Origin of the sequence: Bacteroides sp. NSJ-39, assembly GCF_014287315.1 — a bacterium.
GTDB lineage: Bacteria > Bacteroidota > Bacteroidia > Bacteroidales > Bacteroidaceae > Bacteroides > Bacteroides finegoldii.
In genome coordinates, this window is record NZ_JACOOB010000011.1 from 126643 (window position 1) to 151725 (window position 25083).

The window sequence follows — 25083 nt, forward strand, 5'->3', positions numbered from 1 at the left end:
TGGAATCGCAAAGTTAGTATAAAATCCGGATATGTAGGCTATTGTTGATAGATAAACTTCTCAATGGCTTCGGCAACGCCATCTTCCTCATTGCTTAAGGTAATGTAGTCAGCCGCTTTTTTCACCGGTTCCTGAGCGTTCCCCATAGCAATACCCAGTCCTGCGAATTTTATCATGGAAAGGTCATTGTAGCCATCCCCCATTGCTATTATTTCTTCACGTTTTACACCTGTCTCTTCTAATAGAACACCAAGAGACAGTGCTTTATCAATACCTTGTGGAACTAATTCAAGAAAATAAGGTTCTGAACGGAAGACATTGATACGTCCTTGTAGCTGAAGACATAGTTCTGATTCCAAAGGAATGAGTCGGTCCGGATCTCCCACAATCAGACATTTGGCTACCGGCAGGGTGATATCAGTAAGAAAATCGTTGGTTTCACGAATCGCCATTTTATTCAGAAACGCTTCTTTTTCTACGTATGGGTCATGGGAATTCTCAGTCACAATCTCTGCTCCGTCGTAAGTCAATATAGTCAGATGGTATGTGCGGGCAGCTTCATAAAGTCGGGGAATGATATCATTAGGCAACACGTTCTCGTATATCATTTCATGCGTTTCCCAGTTGATGATTTCTCCTCCGTTATAGGACAAGATGAATCCGCCGAACTCGTTCATCCGCAATTCATTGGCTAGAGGTACGATACCATAGGTTGGTCGTCCGGAGGCTAAGACAAGTCGTACACCTTGTTCTTGTACACGTATCAATGCCTCTTTGTTGCGGAGGGTGATTTCTTTCTTGGAGTTGGTCAGTGTGCCGTCAAGATCGAGCACGATAAGTTTGTATTTCATGCTGTATGGTTTTGGATACAAAGATATAATAAAAAATCATTTTAGCAAGTCCACCCATTGTTCACTACTCAATGCTGGCAATGTTTCGCTATCAGTAACGAATGTCTCTGCCAGTTTTCGTTTTTCGTCTTGAAGTTGAAGGATTTTTTCCTCTATACTGCCTTGAGTAATGAAACGATAGGCAATCACTTGTTTATCCTGCCCGATGCGATGGGCACGGGCTATAGCCTGTGATTCAGCGGCAGGATTCCACCATGGGTCGATGATAAATACGTAGTCGGCCTGTGTCAGATTAAGTCCTACTCCTCCCGCTTTCAAAGAAATAAGGAAAGCCTGCACATCTTTTTGTTCGGTGAAATGGGCTATTTCGGAAGGTCGGTCGTTGGTAGCTCCTGTCAGTAAGGCGTACTTCCAGCCACGCTCCTGAAAGGCCTCTGCCAGTACTTCCAGATGTTTGACGAATGAAGAAAATATTAATACTTTGTGTCCTTCACTCCGTAGGGTGTCGAAAGTCTCAATGATTTGTGCGGTTTTCCCGGAAGATCCCGTGAAATCAGGAAAGATTAGTTGAGGATGACACGCCAATTGGCGTAAGCGTAGAATTCCGTTCAATACACTGAATGAGTGCAGTTTGTCCGTACTTTGAGGATGTTGAAGCAGAATATTACGCAAGCTGTTTTTCTCTTGCTTATACCAGGTGTTTTGTTCTTCCGTCATATCACAATAGATTGTCTCTTCCGTAAGCGGAGGAAGTTCCGGAGCAACCTCTCCTTTACTTCTGCGGAGAATGAATGGAGCGATCAACTGTTGCAGTTGTGCTTCTATGCGGGTATTCCCTTGACGGATTGGTAACATAAATCGCTTTTGAAAACTGCTTTCCGAACCTAGCAAGTCCGGTTGTATGAAGTGGAATTGCGCCCACAGGTCTTTAAGGGAATTCTCAATCGGAGTACCGGTAAGTACTAGTTTGTACTTGCTTTGCAGTTGGATAGCCGAATGGAAGGTGAGCGATTCGCTATTCTTGATATTCTGGCTCTCATCGAGTACGATGTATTCAAAACAGTAGGAGCGGAGTATGTCAATATTCTTTCTCATTGTCCCGTAAGTTGTGAACACTAAATGAAAACGTCTGAAAAACTTCTCCGGATGTGTCTTGCTGAGAATACTGGTACTCGTGTATTCTACCATTGAAAGCGTGGTAAAACGTTTTGCTTCCCGACGCCAATTATGAAGTAACGACGTGGGGACCACAATAAGTGTAGCGGGCTTTCGTGGCTTTCGTGCTTGTGATACATTTTCCGGATTCATTTCTTTTCCACGAATCTCGTTTGGTTGGGGCAGTAACTCATCTTCGGAGTCGAAAGAGAATAAAGAGAACTGTCCGTCGATATCCGCTTTTGCTTCCCGGATGGCGGGAGAAGAGACGGTGATATCCGCAGTCTGACGGGCGGTTGGGGATATTGGCTTATAGATATATTGTAGCAGGGTAAGTGTCTGAAGTGTCTTTCCCAATCCCATGTCGTCTGCCAGGCATCCGCCGAATCCTTCTTTGTTGAGATGTACCATCCACGAGAATCCTTTTTGCTGATAGGGACGCAGCTGTGCTTTTAGTCCTTCGGGCGGATGAATGCTACGTATTTCTTTCTTGAATGTGGGAGTCTTGGATGCAGGTGTATTCAAGATAGTCTCTACTACGCCTATGAATGTATGCTTTAAGCGGAATCCTTTTTCTGTCTGGACTCCCATTTCCAGCATATTCGTGTATTTGCTGAACCACTCTTCCGGTAATAAAATCATTCGTCCGTCCGGTAGCAGGAATTCCCTCTTCTCTTCAAGGATATGTTTTCGGAAACGTGTGAAGGGAATACGTAAGTCACCGATAACGACAGTAATATGCAGTTCAAACCAATCGGGATTATCATCGCAACTTTGTTCGGTATGTATCTCGTCCAAGCAATAAGGCGTATTACTCATATTACCGGATAATATAAAAGATTGTTGTAATATTTCCCGGTGGCTGCTTATCCATTCGGAGAGTGTTCTTTCGGGAATATCGGGTGATAACTGAAAGTGAACATCGCTGATACGTTGCAATCCGGCATTTGTCAAGAACTGTATCGCTCTTTTCTCTGCATTGGCATTTCGCCGAAAACAGTATATTTCTCCGGATTCGTTTCGGTAAATAATTCTCTTCATGCCGGTATTGTTGTCTTCCGGAGTGAAGGTTTGGTCGCCATAACGAAAACTAAGCTGTAGCAACTGTTTATCGTAAATCGTATTTTCGATGATTAACATAGCCTCGCAATTTCGCCTCTTCTCGATCAGGTTCAGACCCTCAGTCTTGATGTCATGATAACGGGCTATGGGAATGAGAATGTTGTCAATATACTTTTCGGTCTCGGAAGTTGTTACGCTGATAACTTCTTTTTTGGTAAAAGGCAAAAGTCGGCTACTTTCGATGTTTGGAAAGAAATACAGCTCCATTCCCAATGATAAGGTGGTCGGCATGGATGTTAACACATTGACGGGTTTTTGCTCACTGAGAGAGAATGGCTCGCCTTTATAATAACATTGCAGTTGGTAGCGGAAAATATTTTCATCTATCTGAAATATGAAACGAATCTCAGCGTCATGTGGATGTACGTGGTAGGCATGATGGGCATACAGCAGTTTACTTCCCCCTTGTTTCTGATAAAGCGCTAACTTCTTTTCACGTATCAGAGCTAGCATTTCCTGCAACTTCTTTTCAATAAATGGACGGACGTTGTTTTTTATCCGTTCGGGGTCTTCGGATAATTTATGTAGGAAGCGGGAGACTGTTTTCTCTCGGGAGTATACTCCCATCAAATACTTTTCCGTATAGTGTGACGCGATGTCAATAGCCTGCCTTTCCGCTTCACTCATCCGGTTCATAGCTTCGGCAGAGGCGTGAAATGCCTGTTCTACTAATTGTAATGTGTTGTCACTTAATCTTTCAGCTATATAGGGTATGAGCAATATACCGAGTACGGGATGCTCTGTCAATACGATGATAATTTGTCCGTCAGATGTTTTCTCTTTCATTCTCTTTAGGCTTTAACTGACAAAGATACGGGAAAATCCTTAATTTTGCAGTATGATAGAAGAAAATAGACGAGTACTGTTGGGTATGAGCGGTGGTACGGATAGTTCCGTTGCTGCCATGCGGCTATTGGAGGGCGGTTATGAAGTAACCGGAATTACTTTCCGTTTCTATGAGTTGAACGACTCGACAGAATATCTGGAAGATGCACGTAGTTTGGCGGAGCGTTTGGGTATTCGCCATATCACATATGATGCCCGTGATGTTTTTCGTAAGCAAATCATAGAATACTTTGTACAGGAATATATGGAAGGTCGTACACCGGTCCCTTGTACACTCTGCAATAACTGTCTGAAGTGGCCTTTGCTTGCTAAAGTTGCCGATGAAATGGGTATTTTTTATATAGCGACCGGACATTATGTTCAGAAAGTAAAGTTGGAAGGTACCTATTATATAACCCATGCCACTGATCCGGATAAGGACCAGTCTTTTTTTCTATGGGGGTTGAAGCAAGATATACTTCGGCGGATACTGTTGCCGATGGGGAATATTACAAAAGTTGAGGCTCGTGTTTGGGCTGCCGAACGCGGTTTCCAAAAAGTAGCGACAAAAAAAGATAGTATAGGAGTCTGTTTCTGTCCGATGGACTATCGGAGCTTCCTGAAAGAGTGGTTGGCCCGAAATGGTCAGTTGCGGTCCGAAAATGTCAGCTGTTGGTCCGAAATGGTCAGACGGGGGAGATTCGTCGATGAAAAGGGAAATTTTATAGGTTGGCATGAAGGATACCCTTTTTACACCATCGGTCAGAGGCGTGGCTTAGGCATTCATCTGAACCGGCCTGTTTTTGTAAAAGAGATATATCCCGAAAAGAACGAAGTTGTGTTGTCTTCTCTTTCTGCTTTGGAAAAAACAGAAATGCAGCTGAAAGATTGGAATCTTGTAAATCCCCAAAAGATTCTGGGCTACAATGATGTCATCGTGAAAATACGATATCGTAAGCAAGAGAACCATTGCACGGTCACTGTTACACCAGATAATTTACTTCATATACAACTTCATGAGCCCTTAACTGCAATTGCGGCAGGACAAGCTGCTGCGTTTTATAGAGATGGTTTACTGCTGGGAGGGGGGATAATAGTGAATGCCCGCTAATTTCGTAGGAAAGAGGATGCGGCTGATACCCAGGTGCCGATATACCTGATACCCGGTGTTGGACATACCGACACCTGGGTATCAAGCTAGAGTGATTTATTATTGGTTTAGCAATAGCATTGTCTCTATGTATTCCCGTGTATTACTTAATCTGGGAATTTTATGCTGTCCTCCCAATTTTCCTTTTTGGGCTAACCAGTCATGGAACAATCCCTGACGGGCAACGATCACCTCCAACGGTTGCAATGCAATATCTTTCCAGCGTTTTGCTTCATAATCGGAATTAACCTCCTTCAGAGTCGCATCTAATATCGCTGCGAATTTCTCAACCGAATCAGGCATTTTGGCAAACTCAATCAGCCACTGGTGACGGCATTTGGCGTTTTCGTCCATAAATACCGGTGCGGCAGAATATTCGCTGACCTGTGCTCCGGTTTCCGCACAAGCCTTAGCCAGTCCTTTCTCGGCATTATCGACAATAAGTTCTTCACCGAATGCATTAATGAAATGCTTCGTTCTTCCTGTGATAACGAATTTATAAGGATTTTTGCTGGTGAATTTCACCGTGTCACCAATCATATATCTCCATAAACCGCAAGAAGTAGAAATCACCATAGCATAATTCTTGCCTAATTCTACTTCCTCAAGACAATACGCCTGCGGATTTTCTTTTCCCACTTCCTCCAATGGAACAAACTCATAAAAGATTCCGTAATCAATCATCAGCAGCATGGCAGGATCAGAAAGATCGTTTTGCGTGCCGAAGTATCCTTCGGAAGCGTTATACGTCTCTACATAATGCATATTCGGTGAATGTATCACCTGCTTGTATTGCTCACGGTAAGGTGTGAAGGCCACTCCGCCATGGAAAAATACTTCCAAATTCGGCCATACCTCTTCTAAAGTCTGTTTTCCGGTCTTTTCGAGAATCCGTTTGATAAGCACTAGCATCCACGATGGAACACCGGAAAGGCTGGTTACATTTGCCGGAATGGTACTGTTGGCAATTGCTTCTATTTTTGTTTCCCATTCGCTCATCAATGCAATCTTTTTGCTTGGAACACGAATGAAATTAACAAGTGGATTTACATTTTGAATCAAGATGGCCGACAAATCGCCGACCAGACTGTGGTTGGAGTTCAGATTCGGGCTGTGGCTGCCTCCCAGTATCAGTCCTTTTCCGGAGAAAAAGTGACTGTCCGGATTGATACGGAAATAAAGAGCTACCGCGTCTTTTCCTCCCCTGTAATGAATATCCTCCAATGCTTCTTTGCTGACAGGAAGAAATTTACTTTTGTCATTCGTCGTTCCGGATGATTTGGCAAACCAGCGTATCTCCGATGGCCAAAGCAGGTTCTGCTCTCCCGCTCGTAAACGTTCCACGTATGGTTTTATTTCTTCGTATGTCTGAATGGGGAGACGTTTTCTGAAATCTTCATAGCTGCGGATGGAGGAGTAGTCGTACTTTTTCCCCCATTCAGTCTGGGAAGCCTGTTGCACTAGGCGGTTTAATACGCGGTGTTGTATCTCGCTGGCTTCACTGGCATATAAATCTATTTGTTTTAAACGGGAGTCGAAAGTCTTGCTGATAATTTTTGTAATATTCATTTCTGCTTTAACATGATAATGTTTATTCGTGCAAAAGTAACCTTATTTATCTTTTTTTTCTATCTTTACGACGGAAATAATCGTTAAAATCTTCGAGTTTCACTAAATCTCCGAGTTTTTGACTAATAAATAAGACAATGAGAATTGGAATCTTAACCTCCGGTGGGGACTGTCCCGGTATTAATGCCACCATTCGTGGCGTATGTAAGACTGCCATCAATTATTATGGGATGGAAGTGATAGGTATTCATAGTGGTTTTCAAGGGTTGTTGACTAAAGATGTGGAATCTTTTACGGATAAATCTCTCTCCGGGTTACTGAATCTTGGAGGAACCATGCTGGGTACTTCCCGCGAAAAGCCATTCAAAAAAGGGGGTGTTGTATCCGATGTGGACAAGCCTGCCCTGATTCTCCGGAATATTCGTGAAATGGGGCTGGATTGTATTGTCTGCATCGGAGGAAACGGAACGCAAAAGACTGCTGCCAAATTTGCTGCGATGGGGGTGAATATTGTTTCTGTTCCTAAAACGATTGACAATGACATTTGGGGAACGGATATTTCCTTCGGGTTCGATTCGGCCGTAAGCATTGCTACCGACGCTATCGACCGCCTGCATTCTACTGCCAGTTCTCACAAAAGAGTAATGGTTATTGAAGTAATGGGGCATAAAGCAGGTTGGATTGCTTTATATTCCGGTATGGCAGGTGGAGGAGATGTGATTCTTGTTCCCGAAATTCCTTATAGTATTAAGAATATCGGCAATACGATTTTAGAGAGGCTGAAAAAAGGAAAACCTTATTCTATCGTGGTGGTGGCCGAAGGGATTCAGACAGACGGTCGTAAGCGTGCCGCAGAATATATCGCTCAAGAAATTGAGTATGAAACAGGTATCGAAACCCGTGAAACGGTACTGGGGTATATTCAGCGTGGTGGTTCACCTACTCCTTTCGACCGTAATCTCTCTACGCGGATGGGTGGTCATGCAACAGAATTGATTGCCAATGGAGAATTCGGACGTATGGTAGCTTTGAAAGGAAATGGTATATCGTCTATTCCTCTCGCTGAAGTAGCCGGAAAATTAAAATTAGTTACAGAAGATCATGATCTGGTGATTCAAGGTCGTCGCATGGGGATTTGCTTTGGATAGCTTCATCGACTGTTGCCATGAATACAGGATCTTTTACCTTTTTGATTGCCATTTGGGCGGCGTTTTGTTGAGACTCTTTTTTGGAATATCCGGTTCCGGTTCCGGCAGGAAATCCTTCGATCCGTACCTCAGTCTGAAATACAGGATTACTGTCCCGGTCAAGGAATTGTTCGATTAGTTCAAAAGAGACTTCCATCTTGTTCTTTTGGCTCCACTCAATCAATTTGGATTTGAAGTTTACTTCTTTACGGGATAAAATGTCCAGGTCAATGTAACGGTTGATGATTCGTTCCTCCATAAACTGCTTGCAGCGTTCATATCCTTGATCCAGATAGATAGCCCCGATAAATGCTTCGAAAGCATTTCCGTACATATAACTGTTGTGAGAAGACGAACGGGTGGAATACTTTATGAGTTTATCCAGTCCGATTTCTACGGCTAACTTGTTCAAGGTTTCCCGTTGTACGATCTTGGAACGCGTGTTTGTAAGAAATCCTTCCCGCTTTCCTTCAAAATGTTTGTAGACGATGTCGCCTACGATAGCGTCAAGGATGGCATCCCCCAGAAACTCCAGTCGTTCATTATTCAACGGACGCCCTTTTTCCGAACGGAGGGAGGTTGATTTATGCAGGAGAGCCTGCTCATAAAGCTGAATATTGCGTGGATAGAATCCGAGTATCCGGTAAAAACAAAGATAAGACTCTCTATCCTTGCGGAATAGGAGCCTTATCTTATCTATTTTGTTACGTAACACGATATTACTCAGCGTATTTCTTGAAGATAACGCACGCATTATGACCGCCAAATCCGAATGTATTGGACAAGGCAACATTAACTTCGCGTTTTTGTGCTTTATTGAACGTGAAATTAAGGTTATAGTCAATATTCTCGTCGTTGTCACCTTCTTCGTGGTTGATAGTCGGAGGAACAATGCCGTTCTTGATGGCAAGAATACTTGCAATAGATTCTACCGCACCGGCAGCACCCAACAAGTGACCTGTCATTGACTTCGTTGAACTGATGTTCAATTCAAAGGCATGATCGCCGAATACTTCCTTGATTGCTTTTGCTTCTGAAATATCACCTACCGGAGTAGATGTACCATGTACATTAATATAGTCTACTTCTTTCGGATCCATTCCTGCATCTTCCAATGCATTCTTCATCACCAGTTTAGCTCCCAGACCTTCCGGATGAGAAGCAGTCAAGTGATGTGCATCTGCAGACATACCTACACCGGCAACTTCTGCATAGATTTTTGCACCGCGAGCCTTTGCGTGTTCCAGTTCTTCCAGAATCAGGCAACCCCCACCTTCGCCCATGATGAAGCCGTCACGGCTTGCGCTAAACGGACGTGAAGCTTTAGAAGCTTCGTCGTTGCGGGTTGACAATGCATGCATAGCGTTAAAACCGCCTACGCCTGCCGGGAAGATAGCTGCTTCCGAACCACCGGATACAATTACATTTGCTTTGCCCAGACGAATCAGATTGAAAGCATCTGCAATGGCATTGGTAGAAGTAGCGCATGCTGAACAAGTCGCATAGTTAGGACCGTGGAAACCATACATGATGGAAATCTGTCCGGCAGCAATATCCGAGATCATCTTGGGGATGAAGAACGGATTGAATTTCGGACCCATTTCCTGACGGGTATAGTAGTTGCCCACTTCCTCTTCAAATGTATGTATACCACCAATACCGGCACCAAAGATAACGCCGATTTTGTTTAAGTCTTCTTTTTCTATGTCAAGACCAGAATCTTCTACCGCTTCTTTGGCTACAACGATGGCATATTGAGTATACAAATCCATCTTTCTTGCTTCCTTGCGGTCGATGTATTTTGTTGCATCGAAGTTTTTCACTTCACATGCGAATTGGGTCTTGAATAGCGACGCATCAAAATGAGTAATAGGTCCTGCTCCACTAACCCCGTTCACAATGTTTTCCCAAAATTCAGGAACGCTGTTGCCAACGGGAGTAATGGCGCCAAGACCTGTTACTACCACTCTTTTTAATTCCATATTGATGAAATCGGATTACTTAGCGTGTTCTTCGATATAAGATACAGCATCACCTACAGTACCAATTTTTTCTGCTTGGTCATCAGGAATAGAGATACCGAATTCTTTTTCGAATTCCATGATAAGTTCTACAGTGTCAAGAGAATCTGCTCCCAGGTCGTTAGTGAAGCTTGCTTCGTTAGTAACTTCTGATTCTTCTACGCCTAATTTATCAACGATAATCGCTTTTACTCTTGATGCAATTTCAGACATAACTTTAAGTTTTTAATTAATAATTAGTTTTATTTCTTTAAATTTGCGGTGCAAAGGAATGAATATTTATCGTTTTGCGCAAATATTTGACTAAATAAATGCAAAGTTTTGCACATTTTTCACTGTTTTGTGCATTGAATTTGAGAGTTATGAAGAAAAACATCGCAATTTTTGCCTCCGGCTCCGGCTCTAATACAGAGAACATTATCCGGTATTTCCGAGAAAACGAAGCCATTCAGGTTTCGTTGGTGCTTTCGAATAGAAGTGATGCATACGTTTTGGAACGTGCACACCGTCTGGGAGTACCTTGTAACGTGTTTCCAAAGGAAGATTGGGTGGCTGGAGATGAGATTCTGGCTGTTTTGCAGGAATATCACATTGATTTTGTGGTGTTGGCGGGTTTCCTGGTCCGGGTTCCGGATTTACTTTTGCATGCTTATCCCAATAAAATTATAAATATACATCCGGCTCTTCTGCCTAAGTTTGGAGGAAAGGGGATGTATGGCAATCGTGTTCATGAAGCGGTGGTGGCTGCCGGCGAGAAAAAAAGCGGCATTACTATACATTATATAAATGAACGTTATGATGAAGGAAACATTGTTTTTCAAGCCGTTTGTCCGGTACTTCCGACCGACTCACCTGAGGATGTAGCCAAAAAAGTACATGCTTTGGAGTATGAACATTTCCCCCGTGTTATAGAGAGAGTATTGTGTGGAGAATAAGACGTAGGAGATGGTACGCCTTATTCTTTATATTTAATTATATAAGCTTGCTCTTCTCTTCTTAATGGATAGTCTCCACGTAAGGTTTCGAATAGCTCTGGTTGATTTTTTAACCGGTCGCTGTCTTCAGCCGGATTATATATTTGGAGAAGTGCATTTTCGTAGTTTTCTGCATGAATGACAGGAGAATTCGGTACCGGTGCATGAATCTCATAATTCCTCTCTATCCGGAAGAATCTGCAGATAGCATCTAAAGACATACGTGTTGCATTTGCTTTCCCGTCGGCAGAATATCCGGCAATGTGTGGAGTGCCTATGATGACCTTTCTGAGCAGTTCGAGATTGATTTCCGGTTCGTGTTCCCATACATCAATGATGGCATCCGAAATCGACTTATTGTCCAATGCTTCCAGAAGAGCTCCCGTTTCAATGACTTCTCCCCGAGAGGTGTTGATGATGACGGGCTTGCGTTTTAGTGAGCGGAAGAAATTTGTATCTGCCAGATGAAAGGTTCTGTATTTTCCTTCTTTATATAAGGGTACGTGAAAGGTGATGATGTCGCACTCTTCAGCTATTTCATTTAAAGAGGTAAAGAAACGATTCCCTTCTTTCTCTTCCCGAGGCAGGTCGTTCAATAGGACCCGCATCCCAAAGCCTTTTGCTACTTTTGCTACCTTACTTCCTACATTCCCGACACCTATGATACCTATAGTCAGTCCCTCCAGTTTTTTGTTCTTCATCGCTTTCCATACCAGCAGCGAAGCTTGTACGTATTGCGCGACGGAAGCTGAGTTGCATCCCGGCGCATTAGTCCATTCTATGCCTGCTTGTTTGCAATATTCCGTGTCGATATGGTCGAAGCCAATCGTAGCTGTCGCTATGAACTTTACCCGGCTTCCTTCCAATAATTCACGGTTGCAGTGTGTACGGGTACGGATAATAAGCGCATCCGCATCCCGTATCAGTTCTGGTGTAAAATCCTTTCCGGGAGCGTAAATTGCTTCATTTGCTATACTCTGGACGGCCTCTTTTATATAAGGTATCTTGTTGTCTATAATGATTTTCATATACAATTTATCTTTGGTATCCACAAAGGTACTAAATAAAAAAGTAAGAAAGGGTTGCTTGTCTGAGAAATATTACATAGATTTGCCCTATTATAATATCTAATAGCTAGTTAAGATTATGACATTTAGTAACCTTTGCAACGAGATTTTTTGGAAATCGACTAATGATTACCATGTAACGGATAGTGTAGACGCTCAGATGAACAATCCTTACGAATTGAAGTCGATTGAGTATTATTTATATTTGAAAAATTGGATAGATGCCGTTCAGTGGCATTTCGAAGATATCATCCGTGATCCCCAGATTGATCCGGTGGCTGCTTTAACTTTGAAGAGAAGAATCGATAAGTCCAATCAGGATCGTACGGATCTGGTAGAGCTGATTGATAGTTACTTCCTTGACAAATACAAAGAGGTAATCCCCCTTGGCGATGCGACAATCAATACGGAAAGCCCGGCATGGGCTATAGACCGCTTGTCTATCCTTGCTTTGAAAATCTACCATATGCAGCAAGAGGTGGAACGTACGGATACCAGCGAAGAACATCGTACACAATGCCAGACCAAACTGAATGTTTTGTTAGAGCAACGCAAGGATCTTTCGTCGGCTATTGATCAGTTATTGGCTGACATCGAAGCCGGAAAGAAATATATGAAAGTATATAAACAGATGAAGATGTATAACGACCCGGCATTGAATCCGGTGCTTTATGCAAAGAAATAACGAATGGCGCGTATTCTCATTATCCGTTTTTCAGCTCTTGGTGATGTCGCAATGACAGTGCCCGTAATACATTCTCTGGCAGTACAATATCCCCAGCATGAGATAACTGTACTGAGCCGTTCCGTGTGGCAACCGCTTTTTCAGGAATTGCCGGAGAATGTAAGTTTTGTAGGAGCAGATCTGACAGGCAAGCATAAAGGCTTTTGGGGATTGAACAGCCTTTACTCGGAGTTGAAAGCAATGCAGTTTGACTATGTGGCGGACTTTCATCATGTGCTCCGTTCCAGATATTTATGTTTGCGTTTTTGGCTTGCTAATGTACCGGTGGCTTCTATCTGTAAAGGGCGGGCTGGTAAACAGAAACTGGTTCGCCGCCACCATAAGGTGATGGAGAACCAGAAAAGTTCCTTCCGCCGTTATGCGGATGTGTTGGAAAAGCTGGGACTTCCGGTTCTGCTAAACTTTTCTTCTATTTATGGTGAAGGAAAAGGGAACTTTGCAGAGATAGAGCCTGTAACTGGTCCAAAAGGGAGCCAAAAATGGATTGGCATTGCTCCTTTTGCCAAACATACCGGTAAGATTTATCCGTTGGAACTGCAGGAGCAGGTCGTTGCCCATTTTGCGGCAGATCCTGCGGTGAAGGTTTTTCTGTTCGGAGGAGGCAAGAAAGAGCAGGAGGTGTTTGATACCTGGATAGCCAAATATCCCTCCATCGTATCTATGATAGGTAAGTTGAATATGTGTACCGAGTTAAATCTGATGAGCCATTTGGATGTAATGCTCTCAATGGACTCTGCCAATATGCATCTGGCGTCGTTGGTCAATATACCTGTCGTCTCTATTTGGGGGGCTACTCATCCATATGCCGGGTTTATGGGGTGGAAACAGTTACCCATCAATACGGTACAGCTGGATTTGCCTTGCCGGCCTTGTTCGGTTTACGGGCAGAAGCCTTGTTGGAGGAGAGATTATGCTTGTCTGAAAAATATTACTCCTGAACAGGTGATAGAAAAAATAGAGGCGATTGTAGGTTGATTGTAAAAAACTTTGTATGTATGAAGGAATATGATTATTTGGTGGTTGGCGCAGGATTATTCGCTGCTGTGTTTGTCCGGCAGGCGATTGAGGCAGGAAAGCGTTGTCTTGTAATTGATAAACGTAGTCATATAGGTGGGAATATCTATTGCGAGAATGTGGATGGTATTCATGTGCATCAATATGGAGCTCATATATTTCATACAGACAATAAGCAGGTCTGGGATTATGTAAACCGTTTTGTTTCCTTTAATCGCTATACAAACTCTCCATTAGCAAATTATAAAGGTAAATTATATAATCTGCCTTTTAATATGAATACCTTTAATAAGTTATGGGGCGTTAATACTCCTCAAGAGGCAAAAGCTAAGATTGAAGAGCAACGTAAAGAGTACGCATATATAAAGTCTCCGGCCAATCTGGAAGAGCAAGCTTTGACGCTTTGTGGAAAAGATATTTATCAGAAATTGATAAAAGGTTATACAGAAAAACAATGGGGACGTTCAGCAACGGAACTTCCTGCTTTTATCATCAAGAGGCTTCCTTTTCGTTTTACTTATGATAATAATTACTTCAATGATGAGTATCAGGGAATTCCCAAAGGAGGATATAATGAACTGATACACAAGTTGCTTGAGAAGGCCGAAGTACGTTTGAATACGAATTATTTTTCCGCGCGTGAAGAGCTGGATGCATTGGCAGATAAAGTCTTATTTACCGGTTGTATAGATGAATTTTACGATTATCGTTTTGGGCGTTTGGAGTATCGTAGTCTTTGTTTTGAACATGAACGTCTTGAAATAGATAATTATCAGGGTAATGCTGTTGTAAATTATTGTGAAAGGGAGATTCCTTATACTCGTATTATTGAGCACAAACATTTTGAGTTTGGTACACAACCTTGTACAGTGATTACCCGTGAATATCCTGCGGCTTTTACTGCTGAAAACGAACCCTATTATCCAGTGAATGATGATACTAATATGACGCTTTTAAAGAAGTATAAAGATTTGGCGAATACTACGGCGAATGTTTTGTTTGGTGGGCGTTTGGCCCAATATGCTTATTTTGATATGGATGATACGGTGGAGGCTGCATTGAACCTGGCTAAAAATGAACTAAAAAAAGAATTATGATTTGCTATTTATCAAGGAACTATAAGGGTGTTAATAATGCTGCCAACAAGGCTAAAACCGATATTGAATATATCATGGAGCAGTGCGGCTATCGTAATGTCGGGCTTAAGCAGACCCGTTATACAAATGCTGTCATAGCTTTTATTTTGACGCTGTCGGGTGTGTTGAAGAGCGTATTCTGTTTACATAAAGGTGATGTGTTGATACTGCAATATCCGTTAAAGAAATACTATACATTTGTTTGCTGTATGGCGCATCTGCGCGGCTGTAAGATAATTACTTTAATTCATGATTTGGACAGTTTTCGTCGCCGTCGCTTGACTATACCTCACGAAATATCAAGATTGAACCATTCGGACAGCATTATTGTGCACAGTGAACGGATGAAGAATTGGTTGCATGAGAATGGTATAAAGGCAAATCTGGAAGTTCTTGGGGTCTTTGATTATTTGTCAGATAGGCAGTCTTCAGGGAAGAATTTAGCAGCTTCTCATCCTCGTGTTTTGTTTGTTGGAGCGTTATCTACTTTTCATAGTGATTTTTTATATAAATTGGGACGTTCTCCACGTTCGTTCGATATGGTACTTTATGGTAATGGCTTTGAACCTGATAAGTTTGAGGGGCAAGTAGATCATAAGGGATATACTCGGTCGGATGATCTTATTGCCACAGCCGAAGGGGAATACGGATTGGTGTGGTATGGTTCCTCCCTAGAGGGGGGTGTCGGTCCGGAAGGAGAATATCTTCAGTATAATGCTCCACATAAATTATCTCTCTATATTCGGTGCGGACTTCCCGTTATCATTTGGAAAAAAGCAGCTTTGGCTTCATTTGTAGAGGAAAATGGTATCGGTATTTGTGTCTCTTCTTTATTAGATCTGGACGCTATCATCACTCAGATGACAAAAGAGTCTTATAATGCTTTGAGAATGAATGTTGCTAAAGTGAATGAGCGTATTTCTCAAGGATATTATTGCAAAGAAGCCATTCGGAAAGCTTATGCCAAATTATCTCCGGAAATAAAATGAGATTATTTCAGCCGGAATGTAATAAGATTTAGTTATCTTTGCGGTGTGTTTCTTTTGTAATGCTTGCACGAGGCTGGACACGATTATTTATATTAATTGATAATGTATGAATATATTGGTAACTCACAAGGCGGTGGATGTGGCAACTTATAAGATGTTGGGTGAATTGTCAAAGAATGAGTCTTATACAATTTATTTAACGGTTCCTTCCGCTTCTGAAGCTGCAAAAGTAGAGGGAAAATGTATCCCTTTGCCAATTTCTCCTATTACATCTAAATTTTCCTGGAAAGTCATCAAGACGCTTCGCAGATATGTAAAGCAATATGATATAGATTTGATTTTCTCACCGAGCACATCCGGACTATCCAATGCTTTGATTGCGACAATAGGCACTTCCGTCAAGAATGTAGGTTATCGGGGTACTCAGGCTAAGGTGAAAAAACTTGATCCTACCTATTATATGGGAATATTAAATCCTCGTGTTGACCATATCGTATGTGAGACTGCGGATATACAAGAATATCTTACGAGGTACATTGATAAGGATAAACTGTCTGTCAGCGTGAAGCCGTTTGATATAGACTGGGTGGCTGATGCTTGTGCGAATCCTAAGCAGGCGGAAGGAGTGCCCGATAATGCTTTTAAATGCATTTATATCGGTACAACCAAAGGTCGTCCGTTTAAAGGGCTCACTTATCTGATAAAAGCTTTTCAGATATTGAATGCTCCGGAGGCCCATCTTGTTGTTATCGGTGATTATGATAATAGTGATTACGAGCTGGCGCAGCAAGGGGTGGGAGCAGAACGTATTCATTTCTTATGGAATCGCGAAGATGCGATTTCTTTTCTGCCTAAACAGGATTTATTTATCCTACCGGCTCTGCGTGACGCCTCTCCTCGTGTTGTCCGAGAAGCAATGGCATGCGGAGTACCGTGCATTGTCACTGATATACCTGGTGCCTGCGATTTAATAGTAGACAATGAATCAGGTATCTTGGTTCCTTCGGGTTCTGCAGAGAAAATAGCTGAAGCCATGCGCTCATTGATGGATGATCGTACAAAATTGCAGAAACTGGCTAAGGCATCCCGTGAGCGTATTATTAATGAGTTTAGCGTAGAAGCTTATGTATCTTATTTCGATAAGCTTTTTGCCAGTCTGTCATAAATGTTGCACTATAAATGATAAAACATATGCAATCGCGTAAAATCTTATGGTTGTTCATTGGTTGTCTTTTCTTTAAGTTCATATTGTTTGACTTGGACTGGAGCCTGAATACCACATTCTCATCATTTTCTTTTCCGCAAACCTATTTGACGAAGTTTCTGCTGGCTTCCCTGTTGGCAGTTCCGTTTCTTTATATACGCTCCAGATGGTATCTGATTACAGTCGGTACATTGATTGACCTTCTGTTAATTGTTAATCTGATGTATTTTCGTACATATTATACTTCTATTCCTTGGGACAGCTATTTCCTTGCCGGCAATCTTTCCGACTTTACTGCAAGTGTTTTTGATTCTTTGCGTTGGTCAGATCTGGGTTTTCCGCTATTGACGGTGCTGTTCCTTGTCTTAACCCGCAAACAAAACCTAAAGGTTACTCTTAAGGAACAGAGAAGAAAAAGCTTGAGACTGTTGGCGGGATGTATCTGCGTTCCATCGCTGGCTCTTGGCGGAATTATAGCTTATTATGGCGGGTACAAAAAAACTTATGAAGCACTTTTGACTGATTATCAGACATGCGGGACTCCCATATACACTATTTTTGGTTCTCTTTATTATGAACATGTACAAGATAAAATAGAGTACACCCCACAGATAAAGAAAGAAATTGAAGATTGGTTGAGTAAACATCCCCGACGGCAGCCACTTCCCTTTCAGATAGAAGCACGCGATAATTGTATCATTATTTTGGCGGAATCTTTTGAGAGTTGGGTGCTTGAGAAGAATGTGGAAGGAAAAGAAATCACTCCTAATCTGAACCGCATGCTGAAAGAAGAGAATGTATTATATGCTCCTTACGTCCAGACACAGGTCAAAGGAAGCCGCTCCATTGATGGGCAATTACTGTTGCATACCGGTCTTCTACCCATAAACTATGGTGCTTATAGTGCTCGCTTTCCTCATCATACTTATTATAGTATAGATAAAGCTTTTAAAGAAAAATATGAAGGAGGCGGAACCTGCTGCATGACGGTAGATAAGAAAGTTGTATGGAATGTTGCCATTGTTGCACAAGACTTTGGTTACGATAAACTTCTGGACAAACCCTATTTTGTACTGGATGAAAAGACGGGACCACGTCATCGTTTGGGAGATGTCTCTTTTCTTAGACAGTGCGGAGAAAAGCTAGCTACGGAAGAATTGTTCCCGACCGGTGGTCACACGTTGGTGCAGTGTGTTACCTACTCAGGCCATTCCCCGTTTATTATTCCGGAAGAAAGCAAACGGATAAGTTTTTCGGATAAGCTGCCGGAACGATTAAGGAATTATATGGTTGTGGCCAACTATACAGATTATGCAATAGGTCAATTTATAACTTTTTTGCGTTCTCAGAAGAAATTTGAGAACACGATGATTGTAATAACCGGTGATCATGAAGGATTTGGTTTGACTAGAAAACCACTTTATGAACATGCTTTAGGAAAAGATATTATATCCCCTGAGCGTTTCACACCACTGATTGTATTAAATTCCCCAGTACATTTACGTTACGAGAAAGTCATGGGACAAGTCGATTTGTATCCTACTTTGTTGGATTTGCTTGGGGCAGATGATTATCCATGGAGAGGGTTGGGAGAGAGTATACTGTCTTCGGGGAAGAAAGCTTTTGCTATTTCTCCCCAAATGGAAATCATAGGTGATACAGTCGGTGTTTCTACAGCAGAGATTCAACATGCAAAGGATGCATGGAGAGTTTCAGATTTAATTATAAGTTGTGATTACTTTGCTCATGGTAGAACAGGAGATAAAAAATAAAAGATGAGGTATGAAAATAGTAGTGAATCCTACATACGAGCATTTGCGCAAGTTTATAGAGAGTGTTCCTGATACTTTTGAACGGGAAGGACGGATCATCTACTCCGGAAGGAATCTGATAAAAGTGATGGAAGTCGACGGGATAGAGATAAATGTGAAACGCTATGGAATTCCGGCTTTGGCTAACCGTATCGTCTATTCTTTTTTTCGTACTCCAAAGGGGAAACGTGCTTTTGAATATCCTCAAATGCTGCTTCAGAAAGGTGTTGAAACACCGGCTCCAATTGCTTATATTGAAGAACGGAAATGCGGGTTGATAAATTACTCTTACTTTATTAGTATGCAGTCACCCTATCAACGGAATTTCTATGAATTTGGAAATGCAGATGTCGAACGTTGTAAAGATCTCATTATAGCATTTGCACAATACACGGCCAATTTACATCAGGCGGGTATTATGCATCGCGATTACTCACCGGGTAACATCCTGTTTGATCAGATCGACGGAGAATACCATTTTATGTTGGTCGATATTAATAGAATGACTTTTGGAGAGATCAGTGTCGATATGGGTTGCGCTAATTTTGCCCGGTTGTGGGGACAGAAAGCTTTTTTCGAAATGCTTGCCAAAGAATATGCGAAAGCCCGTCATGCTGACGAAGCTCATTGTGTGGAACGTGTTTTGGCATGTCGGAAGAAATTCTGGACTTATTTTGCGAAGAAACACATGGTAAAATATAAATTGGAACTATAGAATTATGCGTATTGTTCTGTTTTGTGAAAACAAATATGCTATTGATATATTGTATCCCATTTATCAGGAAGCATTGAAATCAGAAGATAACCAACTGTTGTGGTATATTCATCTTCCGAAGATTCCGGTATTCCCTTTGCAGAAAGAAGTTACCTATACGCATTCTATACAGGAAGTTTATGATTTCTCTCCGGAAGCAATATTTGTTCCGGGCAATATTGTTCCATATTATTTGCCTGGAGTGAAGGTGCAGGTGTTTCACGGATATGCTGCAGAGAAGAAAGATCATTGGGTGATCCGCCGGTATTTTGATACCTATTTTACGCAAGGTCCTTTCTTTACTAAGAAGTTTAAAGAACTGGCGGTAAAGTATGGTGATTTTGAAGTGGTGGAGACAGGATGGCCCAAACAGGATTGGATTAAAACCCATTGGCATGATTTTGATCAGGAACGGGAGAAGCTATTGAGAGAGCATGGTAAAAAGCAGATAGTGTTGTATGCACCGACGTTTTCACCATCTTTAACATCTCTTCCTGCATTAAAAGAAGCTTTGTTGCATTTAGTAAAGATGAGGGATATTGTATTGCTTCTGAAATTTCATCCGTTGACACGGAAGGAATGGATTGATGAATACAAGCAACTGGCTGAACAAGAAGAACATATTGTATGGGTGGATGGTTTTAACGTCACGAAGTATCAGTTGATGTCAGATGTGATGATAAGTGACACCTCTTCCACCGTTTATGAATTTCTTCTTCTAGGACGACCGGTCATTACCTATCGTACTATTGCAAAAGATATTTATTGGACTGATATAACCGATGTCACTCAGTTGATGGAAGCGTTTGAAAGAGCACAATATAATGAAGAAGACATCGCCAAACGTCGTTGGATTGTAGATAATTACGATCCTTATTTGGATGGGAAAGTTTGCAGGCGAATGCTGGATGCAGTAGCCGATTATATTCATCGTCATGGAGTACCCGAAAAGCGTAAGCTTAACTTGTGGCGGAAGTATACAAGCATAAAGAAATTTGGGAGAATAAAGAAGAGGTGAGAGAATAAATGTTGAATTTTAATTGAGCGAAATATGAAGTCATATGTTTTTCCTGGAAATATAGAAGACTCGATCCTCCAAATAGGAGGGAAGCCTTTTCCTTATATGCGCACAGCGCAATTCTCTGAGCTTGTGAAAGACTCGGAGAGAATGTTGTTGCATTTGATAAACTGTCCGGAGGGACGTGTGATATTTTATACGGCCTCAGGAACGGGAGCGATGGATGCTGTGGTGGCTAATTATGTCTCTCAATGTGAGAAAGCTTTTATTCTGGTAGGCGGATCGTTCGGACACCGTTGGAAGAATCTTTGTGATTATTATCACTGTCCGAACGAAATATTTGAGGTTCCTTTTGCCCGTGATATAGACTATGTGCAATTGGAAGAGCGGGTACGTGCATCTCGTCCTGATGTCTTTTTATGTCAACATCACGAGACCTCTACCGGACAACTTTATGATATGGAGAAGATTTCTGCTATCTGTAAGAAGTATGAGGTATCTTTGGTGGTAGATGCCATCAGTTCTTTCTTATCTGATACCTTGGATATGTCCGGTTGGGGGATTGATATCTGTATCACAAGCAGTCAGAAAGGTTTGAACATAGCTCCGGGATTGTCATTCTTGTTTCTTTCTCCCCGAGTGCTTCAGACAGTTTTCTCGCATAAATCTTATTATTTTGATTTTGAAGAGAATCTGAAGAATTTAGAACGTGGTCAAACTCCTTATAGTCCTGCTACTACCTTATTCCTTCAGTTACATGCACGTTTGCAGAGCGATATGAAGATAGGTGTGGACAATATCATTGCATCCGTACGGGCGAAAGCTCTTTATTTTCGTGAACTATGTAAACAGAATAATTGGGAAGTACCGGCCGAAGTTCCTTCAAATTGCATAACAGGATTCTTTGTTCGGAGAAATGGTGATATTCTTTTTAAGGAATTGCTGAAACAGGAGATTTTTATTATGCCCGGCGGAACTCCGAACTATTTCCGTGTGTCCCATCTGGGTGTTCAGACTAATGAAGATCTGGATGATTTGGCAAGGAGAATTAAAGAAATAGAAAACCGATAAATCTATATAGTTATGAAAGAAAAGAAAGTTAGAGTATTTACATCCGGCAGTTTTGACTTGTTCCATATTGGTCATTTGAATATCTTGGAGAAGTCAGCCTTATTGGGTGATGAATTGATAGTAGGGGTAAGTACGGATGAACTGATACAACACTATAAAGGAATGCCGCCGATTATTCCTTTTGAGCAACGTATGCGGATTGTTTCCTCTATCAAATGCGTGACAAAAGTGGTGAAGCAGGTGAAATTGACAGAGATTGCTCAATTAGAGAGAGAAAATATTGATATTGTAACTATAGGAGATGATTGGAAAGACAAATATTTGGAAGGATTGGAATGGATAAAGCAGCAACCCGGGAAGAGAGTAGTATATTTTCCGTATACTCCCGGTGTTAGTACAACGGGTATTAAGAAGAGAATTATAGAGAGTACAAATGAGATTATTGCGGCTGCGCTGCAACGGGAGGCTGAGTTGGATTATAACTGGCCGGAAGATGAAAAAAAGTAATGAAAGTAGAATTTAAATCTTATTGAAATGTTAGTCTCATTATTAATATCCACATATAATTGGAAAGAGGCCCTGTCTCTTTGTCTTTATAGTGCTTTTGCGCAAACAGTGAAACCTGCTGAGATACTGATTGCAGACGATGGCTCGCGTGAGGACACACGACAGTTGATTGATGAAATGCGTGCAAAAACAGATATTCCTATTGTGCATGTGTGGCATGAGGATAAGGGCTTTCGTCTTTCTGCGATTCGCAATCGTTCCATAGAAAAGGCGAAGGGGGATTATATTATCCAGATTGATGGAGATATAATCTTGGACAGGCATTTCATTGCGGACCATTTAGAGTTGGCCGAGAAAGGATATTTTGTTTGTGGTAGTCGTGTGCTTTTGGGAAAGATGTCTACAACTCGTCTTTTAAAAGGAATTGAGAAATATCCGGCTCTTCTAAAACAGAATCTTAGGTTTGTGTTAAACGCTTTTCGTTCTCGAATACTTCGACGTTATTTGTCTAATCGATATGCAAAACATACTATGTTGCGGATAAGAGGTTGTAATATGGCATTTTGGAAAGAAGATTTATTTCGTGTAAACGGATATAATGAATCTTTGGAGATGTGGGGACAGGAAGATGTGGAAATTTCATATCGATTGATTCATGCTGGCATTCAAAAGAAACAATTGAAGATGGGGGGGGTGCAATTTCACCTTTATCATAATTTTGCTTCTAGAGAAAATTTAGAATATCATGAACAAGTTCTGAAAAAGGTTATCGAGGAAAAAACTGTATGGTGTGAAAATGGAATAGTGAAGGATGAGCAAACCGCTAAGCTGTCATGAAAGCAAAGGTTGTATTTGTTGTCACAGGATATGGAGAAAAAGTGAATGGTGGCGTTGAACAGCATTGTAAAATGCTGGCGGAACGACTCGTTACGGACTATGATGTTGAAGTCTTGTCGACATGTGTGCAAAATTATGTCAAAGGAGAAAATGAAATACCTGCTGGAGACGAATGGATAAATGGGGTGCTTGTGCGGCGGTTTATGGCGGAACCTATTCATCCGGAGCTACATCGTTTTTATGTACGTAAGTCCAAATGGATCCGGAAATTTAGAAAGATACTTTATCAATTGAATATTTTACGCTTTATAGCTGATGTATATCCTATTTGGCGACAGATGAATGAGATAGAACAGCGAGTGATGCAAAGTTATATGTTTTACTCCCCTCGTTTAATAGCCCATATACAAAAGTGCAAAAATGAGTATAAGGCGATTATTCCTATAAATATATCTTATCCCTTAGCTTATTATACGTCATTGTGTGCTCCGGATAAAACGATTTTGGTTCCTACTATGCATTATGAAAGTTCTACATTTCGAGCTATTTATACTGAGGTGTTTACGAGTGTGGCCTATATTGGATTTAATACAGTTTCAGAACAACGCCTTGCAGAAAATATCTTTGGTAGGAGAATGTCCCCTCATGGACTTATAAGTGTTGGCATTAATGTGGTTGCAGATGCTGATTGGGTTGATGTTAAAAGAAAATATAATTTGCCCGAAGAATATTTGCTTTATGTTGGCAGGATAGATAAAGGTAAATTGAACCATATTGTTCAATATTTCCTTCATTATAAAGCAAGATACGCGAATTCTAAACTTAAATTTGTATTAGTTGGTGGATTATTCTCTGCACCAGTTTCACATTCAGACTTGATTTATACAGGATTTGTTAGTGAAAATGAGAAATATGCAATCATTCGTCATGCAAAGATTATGGTAAATCCTTCAAAATTTGAAAGTTTATCGTTAATTCTTTTAGAGGGGATGCAACTTGGTAAACCAATGTTGGTGAATGGAAAATGCGAAGTTTTGAAAGAACATTGTAGTAAGAGTGAAAAGGCGGCTCTTGCCTATTGGAATAAGAATGATTTTATATCTAAATTGGCAAGTTTGGAGACCTCAAGTGAGCTTTGTAGGGAGATGGGAAAGAAAGGGAAGGTATATGTGGAAACATATTATTCGTGGAGTGTAATAATGGAGCGGTTAAAAAAGGCAATCGAATCAGTATAAGTAGGCTGTTGAAATGATGGAAAAAAAGGATATAGTTGTAGTTATTCCTATTTATAAGGCTACTTTAACAAAGTATGAGGAAATGTCTCTAAATCAGTGTGTGAAGGTTTTGGCAGATTATCCTTTGGTGGTAGTTAAGCCGGTAAGCTTAGATATTAATGCTTTATTGTTGCGGTATTCGCTGCTGAAAGTTGAAAACTTTTCTAACAGTTGTTTCGCAGATTTGAGGGCTTATAATAAACTGGTTCTTGAAGAGGATTTTTATCAGAGGTTTGCCAATTATCAGTATATGCTTATCTTTCAGTTGGATGCGTATGTGTTTCGTGATGAATTATTGGATTGGGCGAGACAAGGGTATGATTATATCGGTGCTCCGTGGTTACCGGAACAAATGGAAGGTAAAATGGGAAATAGTAAATGTATTTTGTTGAAGCGCTTTTTTTATAGGTTGATAGGAAGTCCAAAATTGAGACGATGGAAATATTTTACATATGAAGTCGGAAATGGTGGCTTTTCATTGCGGAATATATCTAAAATGATAGCAATTACGCGTGAATATAAAAGTAAAATTGCTCAATGGTTGGATGATGAAAAGCCTTTCTATCCGGAGGATGTTTTGCTTTTTGTTGAAATTAGGAAGAAACAGTATCGTTTGCGAACTCCTCGATATGACAAAGCGCTGCAATTTTCAATGGAAGTAGGCGCAGAATGGGCGTTTAATTATAATAAACGGCAACTTCCTTTTGGTTGTCATGCTTGGTATCATAAAGAGTATTATCCATTTTGGTCTCGTTTGATAAAAAAGGATTGACGCTCTGTCATGTGCCTTGTGGGTTAGTTA

At 41.2% G+C, this 25083-nt stretch carries 23 protein-coding genes; 16 read left to right on the top strand and 7 right to left on the bottom strand.

Translation table 11 applies throughout. The annotated features are described in order from the left end of the window. Positions 1-38 precede the first annotated feature (38 nt). Both H8S63_RS13475 and H8S63_RS13480 read right to left on the bottom strand, forming a co-directional pair. On the bottom strand, positions 39-851 hold the full coding sequence (locus H8S63_RS13475) for a Cof-type HAD-IIB family hydrolase (protein ID WP_007756337.1): 813 nt from the start codon (positions 849-851) through the stop codon (positions 39-41). 36 nt (positions 852-887) lie between these two features. Beyond that, entirely contained in the window at positions 888-3914 is a 3027-nt protein-coding gene (locus H8S63_RS13480; protein ID WP_186927085.1) for a DEAD/DEAH box helicase, read from the bottom strand. 52 nt (positions 3915-3966) lie between these two features. Here H8S63_RS13480 and mnmA point away from each other — a divergent pair, with 52 nt between their 5' ends. Further along, positions 3967-5064 carry a tRNA 2-thiouridine(34) synthase MnmA gene (gene mnmA, locus H8S63_RS13485; protein WP_186927086.1) on the top strand — a complete coding sequence of 366 codons (1098 nt, stop codon included), beginning with the start codon at positions 3967-3969 and terminating at the stop codon, positions 5062-5064. Between the two features lie 99 nt (positions 5065-5163). On the opposite strand, the gene H8S63_RS13490 is transcribed toward mnmA, so the two are convergent. After that, positions 5164-6672 (bottom strand): GH3 auxin-responsive promoter family protein, encoded by a 1509-nt coding sequence (locus H8S63_RS13490; protein ID WP_055278577.1) that lies wholly within the window; start codon positions 6670-6672, stop codon positions 5164-5166. A 137-nt stretch (positions 6673-6809) separates the two neighbouring features. On the opposite strand from H8S63_RS13490, the gene H8S63_RS13495 reads away from it, so the two are divergent. Further along, positions 6810-7820: an ATP-dependent 6-phosphofructokinase gene (locus H8S63_RS13495; protein ID WP_186927087.1), complete on the top strand. Its 1011-nt coding sequence runs from the start codon at positions 6810-6812 to the stop codon at positions 7818-7820. On the opposite strand, the gene rnc is transcribed toward H8S63_RS13495, so the two are convergent. From rnc to H8S63_RS13510, 3 genes are read right to left on the bottom strand one after another with little or no spacing between them, the layout of a single operon-like run. Next, entirely contained in the window at positions 7762-8613 is an 852-nt protein-coding gene (rnc, locus tag H8S63_RS13500) for a ribonuclease III (protein WP_022274816.1), read from the bottom strand. The two genes, H8S63_RS13495 and rnc, sit on opposite strands and share 59 nt — an antisense overlap. Further along, on the bottom strand, positions 8579-9841 hold the full coding sequence (fabF, locus tag H8S63_RS13505; RefSeq protein ID WP_007756352.1) for a beta-ketoacyl-ACP synthase II: 1263 nt from the start codon (positions 9839-9841) through the stop codon (positions 8579-8581). Before fabF ends, rnc begins: the two co-directional genes overlap by 35 nt. A gap of 15 nt (positions 9842-9856) precedes the next feature. Next, positions 9857-10093, bottom strand: coding sequence for an acyl carrier protein (locus tag H8S63_RS13510; RefSeq protein WP_004291965.1), 237 nt, complete (start codon positions 10091-10093; stop codon positions 9857-9859). A gap of 98 nt (positions 10094-10191) precedes the next feature. On the opposite strand from H8S63_RS13510, the gene purN reads away from it, so the two are divergent. Next, on the top strand, positions 10192-10815 hold the full coding sequence (purN, locus tag H8S63_RS13515) for a phosphoribosylglycinamide formyltransferase (protein WP_186927088.1): 624 nt from the start codon (positions 10192-10194) through the stop codon (positions 10813-10815). Positions 10816-10835: 20 nt separating this feature from the next. Here purN and pdxB read toward each other — a convergent pair whose 3' ends face one another. Then, positions 10836-11882, bottom strand: coding sequence for a 4-phosphoerythronate dehydrogenase PdxB (gene pdxB / locus H8S63_RS13520; RefSeq protein ID WP_186927089.1), 1047 nt, complete (start codon positions 11880-11882; stop codon positions 10836-10838). Positions 11883-12000: 118 nt separating this feature from the next. On the opposite strand from pdxB, the gene H8S63_RS13525 reads away from it, so the two are divergent. The 13 genes from H8S63_RS13525 to H8S63_RS13585 all read left to right on the top strand — a co-directional run bounded on the left by H8S63_RS13525 (position 12001) and on the right by H8S63_RS13585 (position 25053). Then, complete coding sequence (locus H8S63_RS13525; RefSeq protein WP_007756356.1) at positions 12001-12606, top strand: DUF4254 domain-containing protein; 606 nt, start codon at positions 12001-12003, stop codon at positions 12604-12606. A gap of 3 nt (positions 12607-12609) precedes the next feature. Beyond that, positions 12610-13641 carry a glycosyltransferase family 9 protein gene (locus H8S63_RS13530; protein WP_186927090.1) on the top strand — a complete coding sequence of 344 codons (1032 nt, stop codon included), beginning with the start codon at positions 12610-12612 and terminating at the stop codon, positions 13639-13641. A gap of 20 nt (positions 13642-13661) precedes the next feature. Further along, complete coding sequence (gene glf, locus H8S63_RS13535; RefSeq protein WP_022274941.1) at positions 13662-14777, top strand: UDP-galactopyranose mutase; 1116 nt, start codon at positions 13662-13664, stop codon at positions 14775-14777. After that, on the top strand, positions 14774-15805 hold the full coding sequence (locus H8S63_RS13540; protein WP_022274940.1) for a galactofuranosyltransferase: 1032 nt from the start codon (positions 14774-14776) through the stop codon (positions 15803-15805). The genes glf and H8S63_RS13540 overlap by 4 nt, the downstream gene beginning before the upstream one ends. A 106-nt stretch (positions 15806-15911) precedes the next feature. Then, entirely contained in the window at positions 15912-16970 is a 1059-nt protein-coding gene (locus H8S63_RS13545; RefSeq protein ID WP_186927091.1) for a glycosyltransferase, read from the top strand. Between the two features lie 14 nt (positions 16971-16984). After that, positions 16985-18781: an LTA synthase family protein gene (locus H8S63_RS13550; RefSeq protein WP_255467665.1), complete on the top strand. Its 1797-nt coding sequence runs from the start codon at positions 16985-16987 to the stop codon at positions 18779-18781. A 10-nt stretch (positions 18782-18791) separates the two neighbouring features. Then, positions 18792-19535, top strand: a complete 744-nt coding sequence (locus H8S63_RS13555) for a lipopolysaccharide kinase InaA family protein (RefSeq protein WP_007763093.1) — start codon at positions 18792-18794, stop codon at positions 19533-19535. Between the two features lie 4 nt (positions 19536-19539). Then, positions 19540-20592 (top strand): CDP-glycerol glycerophosphotransferase family protein, encoded by a 1053-nt coding sequence (locus H8S63_RS13560; RefSeq protein ID WP_007756371.1) that lies wholly within the window; start codon positions 19540-19542, stop codon positions 20590-20592. Positions 20593-20625: 33 nt separating this feature from the next. Further along, entirely contained in the window at positions 20626-21663 is a 1038-nt protein-coding gene (locus H8S63_RS13565) for an alanine--glyoxylate aminotransferase family protein (protein ID WP_055278582.1), read from the top strand. A gap of 12 nt (positions 21664-21675) precedes the next feature. Beyond that, positions 21676-22170 carry an adenylyltransferase/cytidyltransferase family protein gene (locus tag H8S63_RS13570; RefSeq protein ID WP_022274936.1) on the top strand — a complete coding sequence of 165 codons (495 nt, stop codon included), beginning with the start codon at positions 21676-21678 and terminating at the stop codon, positions 22168-22170. 27 nt (positions 22171-22197) lie between these two features. Then, positions 22198-23007 carry a glycosyltransferase family 2 protein gene (locus H8S63_RS13575; protein WP_186927092.1) on the top strand — a complete coding sequence of 270 codons (810 nt, stop codon included), beginning with the start codon at positions 22198-22200 and terminating at the stop codon, positions 23005-23007. Then, positions 23004-24242, top strand: coding sequence for a glycosyltransferase family 4 protein (locus H8S63_RS13580; RefSeq protein ID WP_186927093.1), 1239 nt, complete (start codon positions 23004-23006; stop codon positions 24240-24242). The genes H8S63_RS13575 and H8S63_RS13580 overlap by 4 nt, the downstream gene beginning before the upstream one ends. A 13-nt stretch (positions 24243-24255) precedes the next feature. Next, positions 24256-25053, top strand: a complete 798-nt coding sequence (locus H8S63_RS13585; protein ID WP_186927094.1) for a DUF5672 family protein — start codon at positions 24256-24258, stop codon at positions 25051-25053. The last annotated feature ends 30 nt before the right edge of the window (positions 25054-25083 follow it).

Coding starts and splice junctions, on each gene's coding strand:
- H8S63_RS13475 (WP_007756337.1), bottom strand. CDS start 851: ATGAAATACAAACTTATCGTGCTCGATCTTGACGGCACACTGACCAAC.
- H8S63_RS13480 (WP_186927085.1), bottom strand. CDS start 3,914: ATGAAAGAGAAAACATCTGACGGACAAATTATCATCGTATTGACAGAG.
- mnmA (WP_186927086.1), top strand. CDS start 3,967: ATGATAGAAGAAAATAGACGAGTACTGTTGGGTATGAGCGGTGGTACG.
- H8S63_RS13490 (WP_055278577.1), bottom strand. CDS start 6,672: ATGAATATTACAAAAATTATCAGCAAGACTTTCGACTCCCGTTTAAAA.
- H8S63_RS13495 (WP_186927087.1), top strand. CDS start 6,810: ATGAGAATTGGAATCTTAACCTCCGGTGGGGACTGTCCCGGTATTAAT.
- rnc (WP_022274816.1), bottom strand. CDS start 8,613: ATGCGTGCGTTATCTTCAAGAAATACGCTGAGTAATATCGTGTTACGT.
- fabF (WP_007756352.1), bottom strand. CDS start 9,841: ATGGAATTAAAAAGAGTGGTAGTAACAGGTCTTGGCGCCATTACTCCC.
- H8S63_RS13510 (WP_004291965.1), bottom strand. CDS start 10,093: ATGTCTGAAATTGCATCAAGAGTAAAAGCGATTATCGTTGATAAATTA.
- purN (WP_186927088.1), top strand. CDS start 10,192: ATGCAAAGTTTTGCACATTTTTCACTGTTTTGTGCATTGAATTTGAGA.
- pdxB (WP_186927089.1), bottom strand. CDS start 11,882: ATGAAAATCATTATAGACAACAAGATACCTTATATAAAAGAGGCCGTC.
- H8S63_RS13525 (WP_007756356.1), top strand. CDS start 12,001: ATGACATTTAGTAACCTTTGCAACGAGATTTTTTGGAAATCGACTAAT.
- H8S63_RS13530 (WP_186927090.1), top strand. CDS start 12,610: ATGGCGCGTATTCTCATTATCCGTTTTTCAGCTCTTGGTGATGTCGCA.
- glf (WP_022274941.1), top strand. CDS start 13,662: ATGAAGGAATATGATTATTTGGTGGTTGGCGCAGGATTATTCGCTGCT.
- H8S63_RS13540 (WP_022274940.1), top strand. CDS start 14,774: ATGATTTGCTATTTATCAAGGAACTATAAGGGTGTTAATAATGCTGCC.
- H8S63_RS13545 (WP_186927091.1), top strand. CDS start 15,912: ATGAATATATTGGTAACTCACAAGGCGGTGGATGTGGCAACTTATAAG.
- H8S63_RS13550 (WP_255467665.1), top strand. CDS start 16,985: ATGATAAAACATATGCAATCGCGTAAAATCTTATGGTTGTTCATTGGT.
- H8S63_RS13555 (WP_007763093.1), top strand. CDS start 18,792: ATGAAAATAGTAGTGAATCCTACATACGAGCATTTGCGCAAGTTTATA.
- H8S63_RS13560 (WP_007756371.1), top strand. CDS start 19,540: ATGCGTATTGTTCTGTTTTGTGAAAACAAATATGCTATTGATATATTG.
- H8S63_RS13565 (WP_055278582.1), top strand. CDS start 20,626: ATGAAGTCATATGTTTTTCCTGGAAATATAGAAGACTCGATCCTCCAA.
- H8S63_RS13570 (WP_022274936.1), top strand. CDS start 21,676: ATGAAAGAAAAGAAAGTTAGAGTATTTACATCCGGCAGTTTTGACTTG.
- H8S63_RS13575 (WP_186927092.1), top strand. CDS start 22,198: ATGTTAGTCTCATTATTAATATCCACATATAATTGGAAAGAGGCCCTG.
- H8S63_RS13580 (WP_186927093.1), top strand. CDS start 23,004: ATGAAAGCAAAGGTTGTATTTGTTGTCACAGGATATGGAGAAAAAGTG.
- H8S63_RS13585 (WP_186927094.1), top strand. CDS start 24,256: ATGATGGAAAAAAAGGATATAGTTGTAGTTATTCCTATTTATAAGGCT.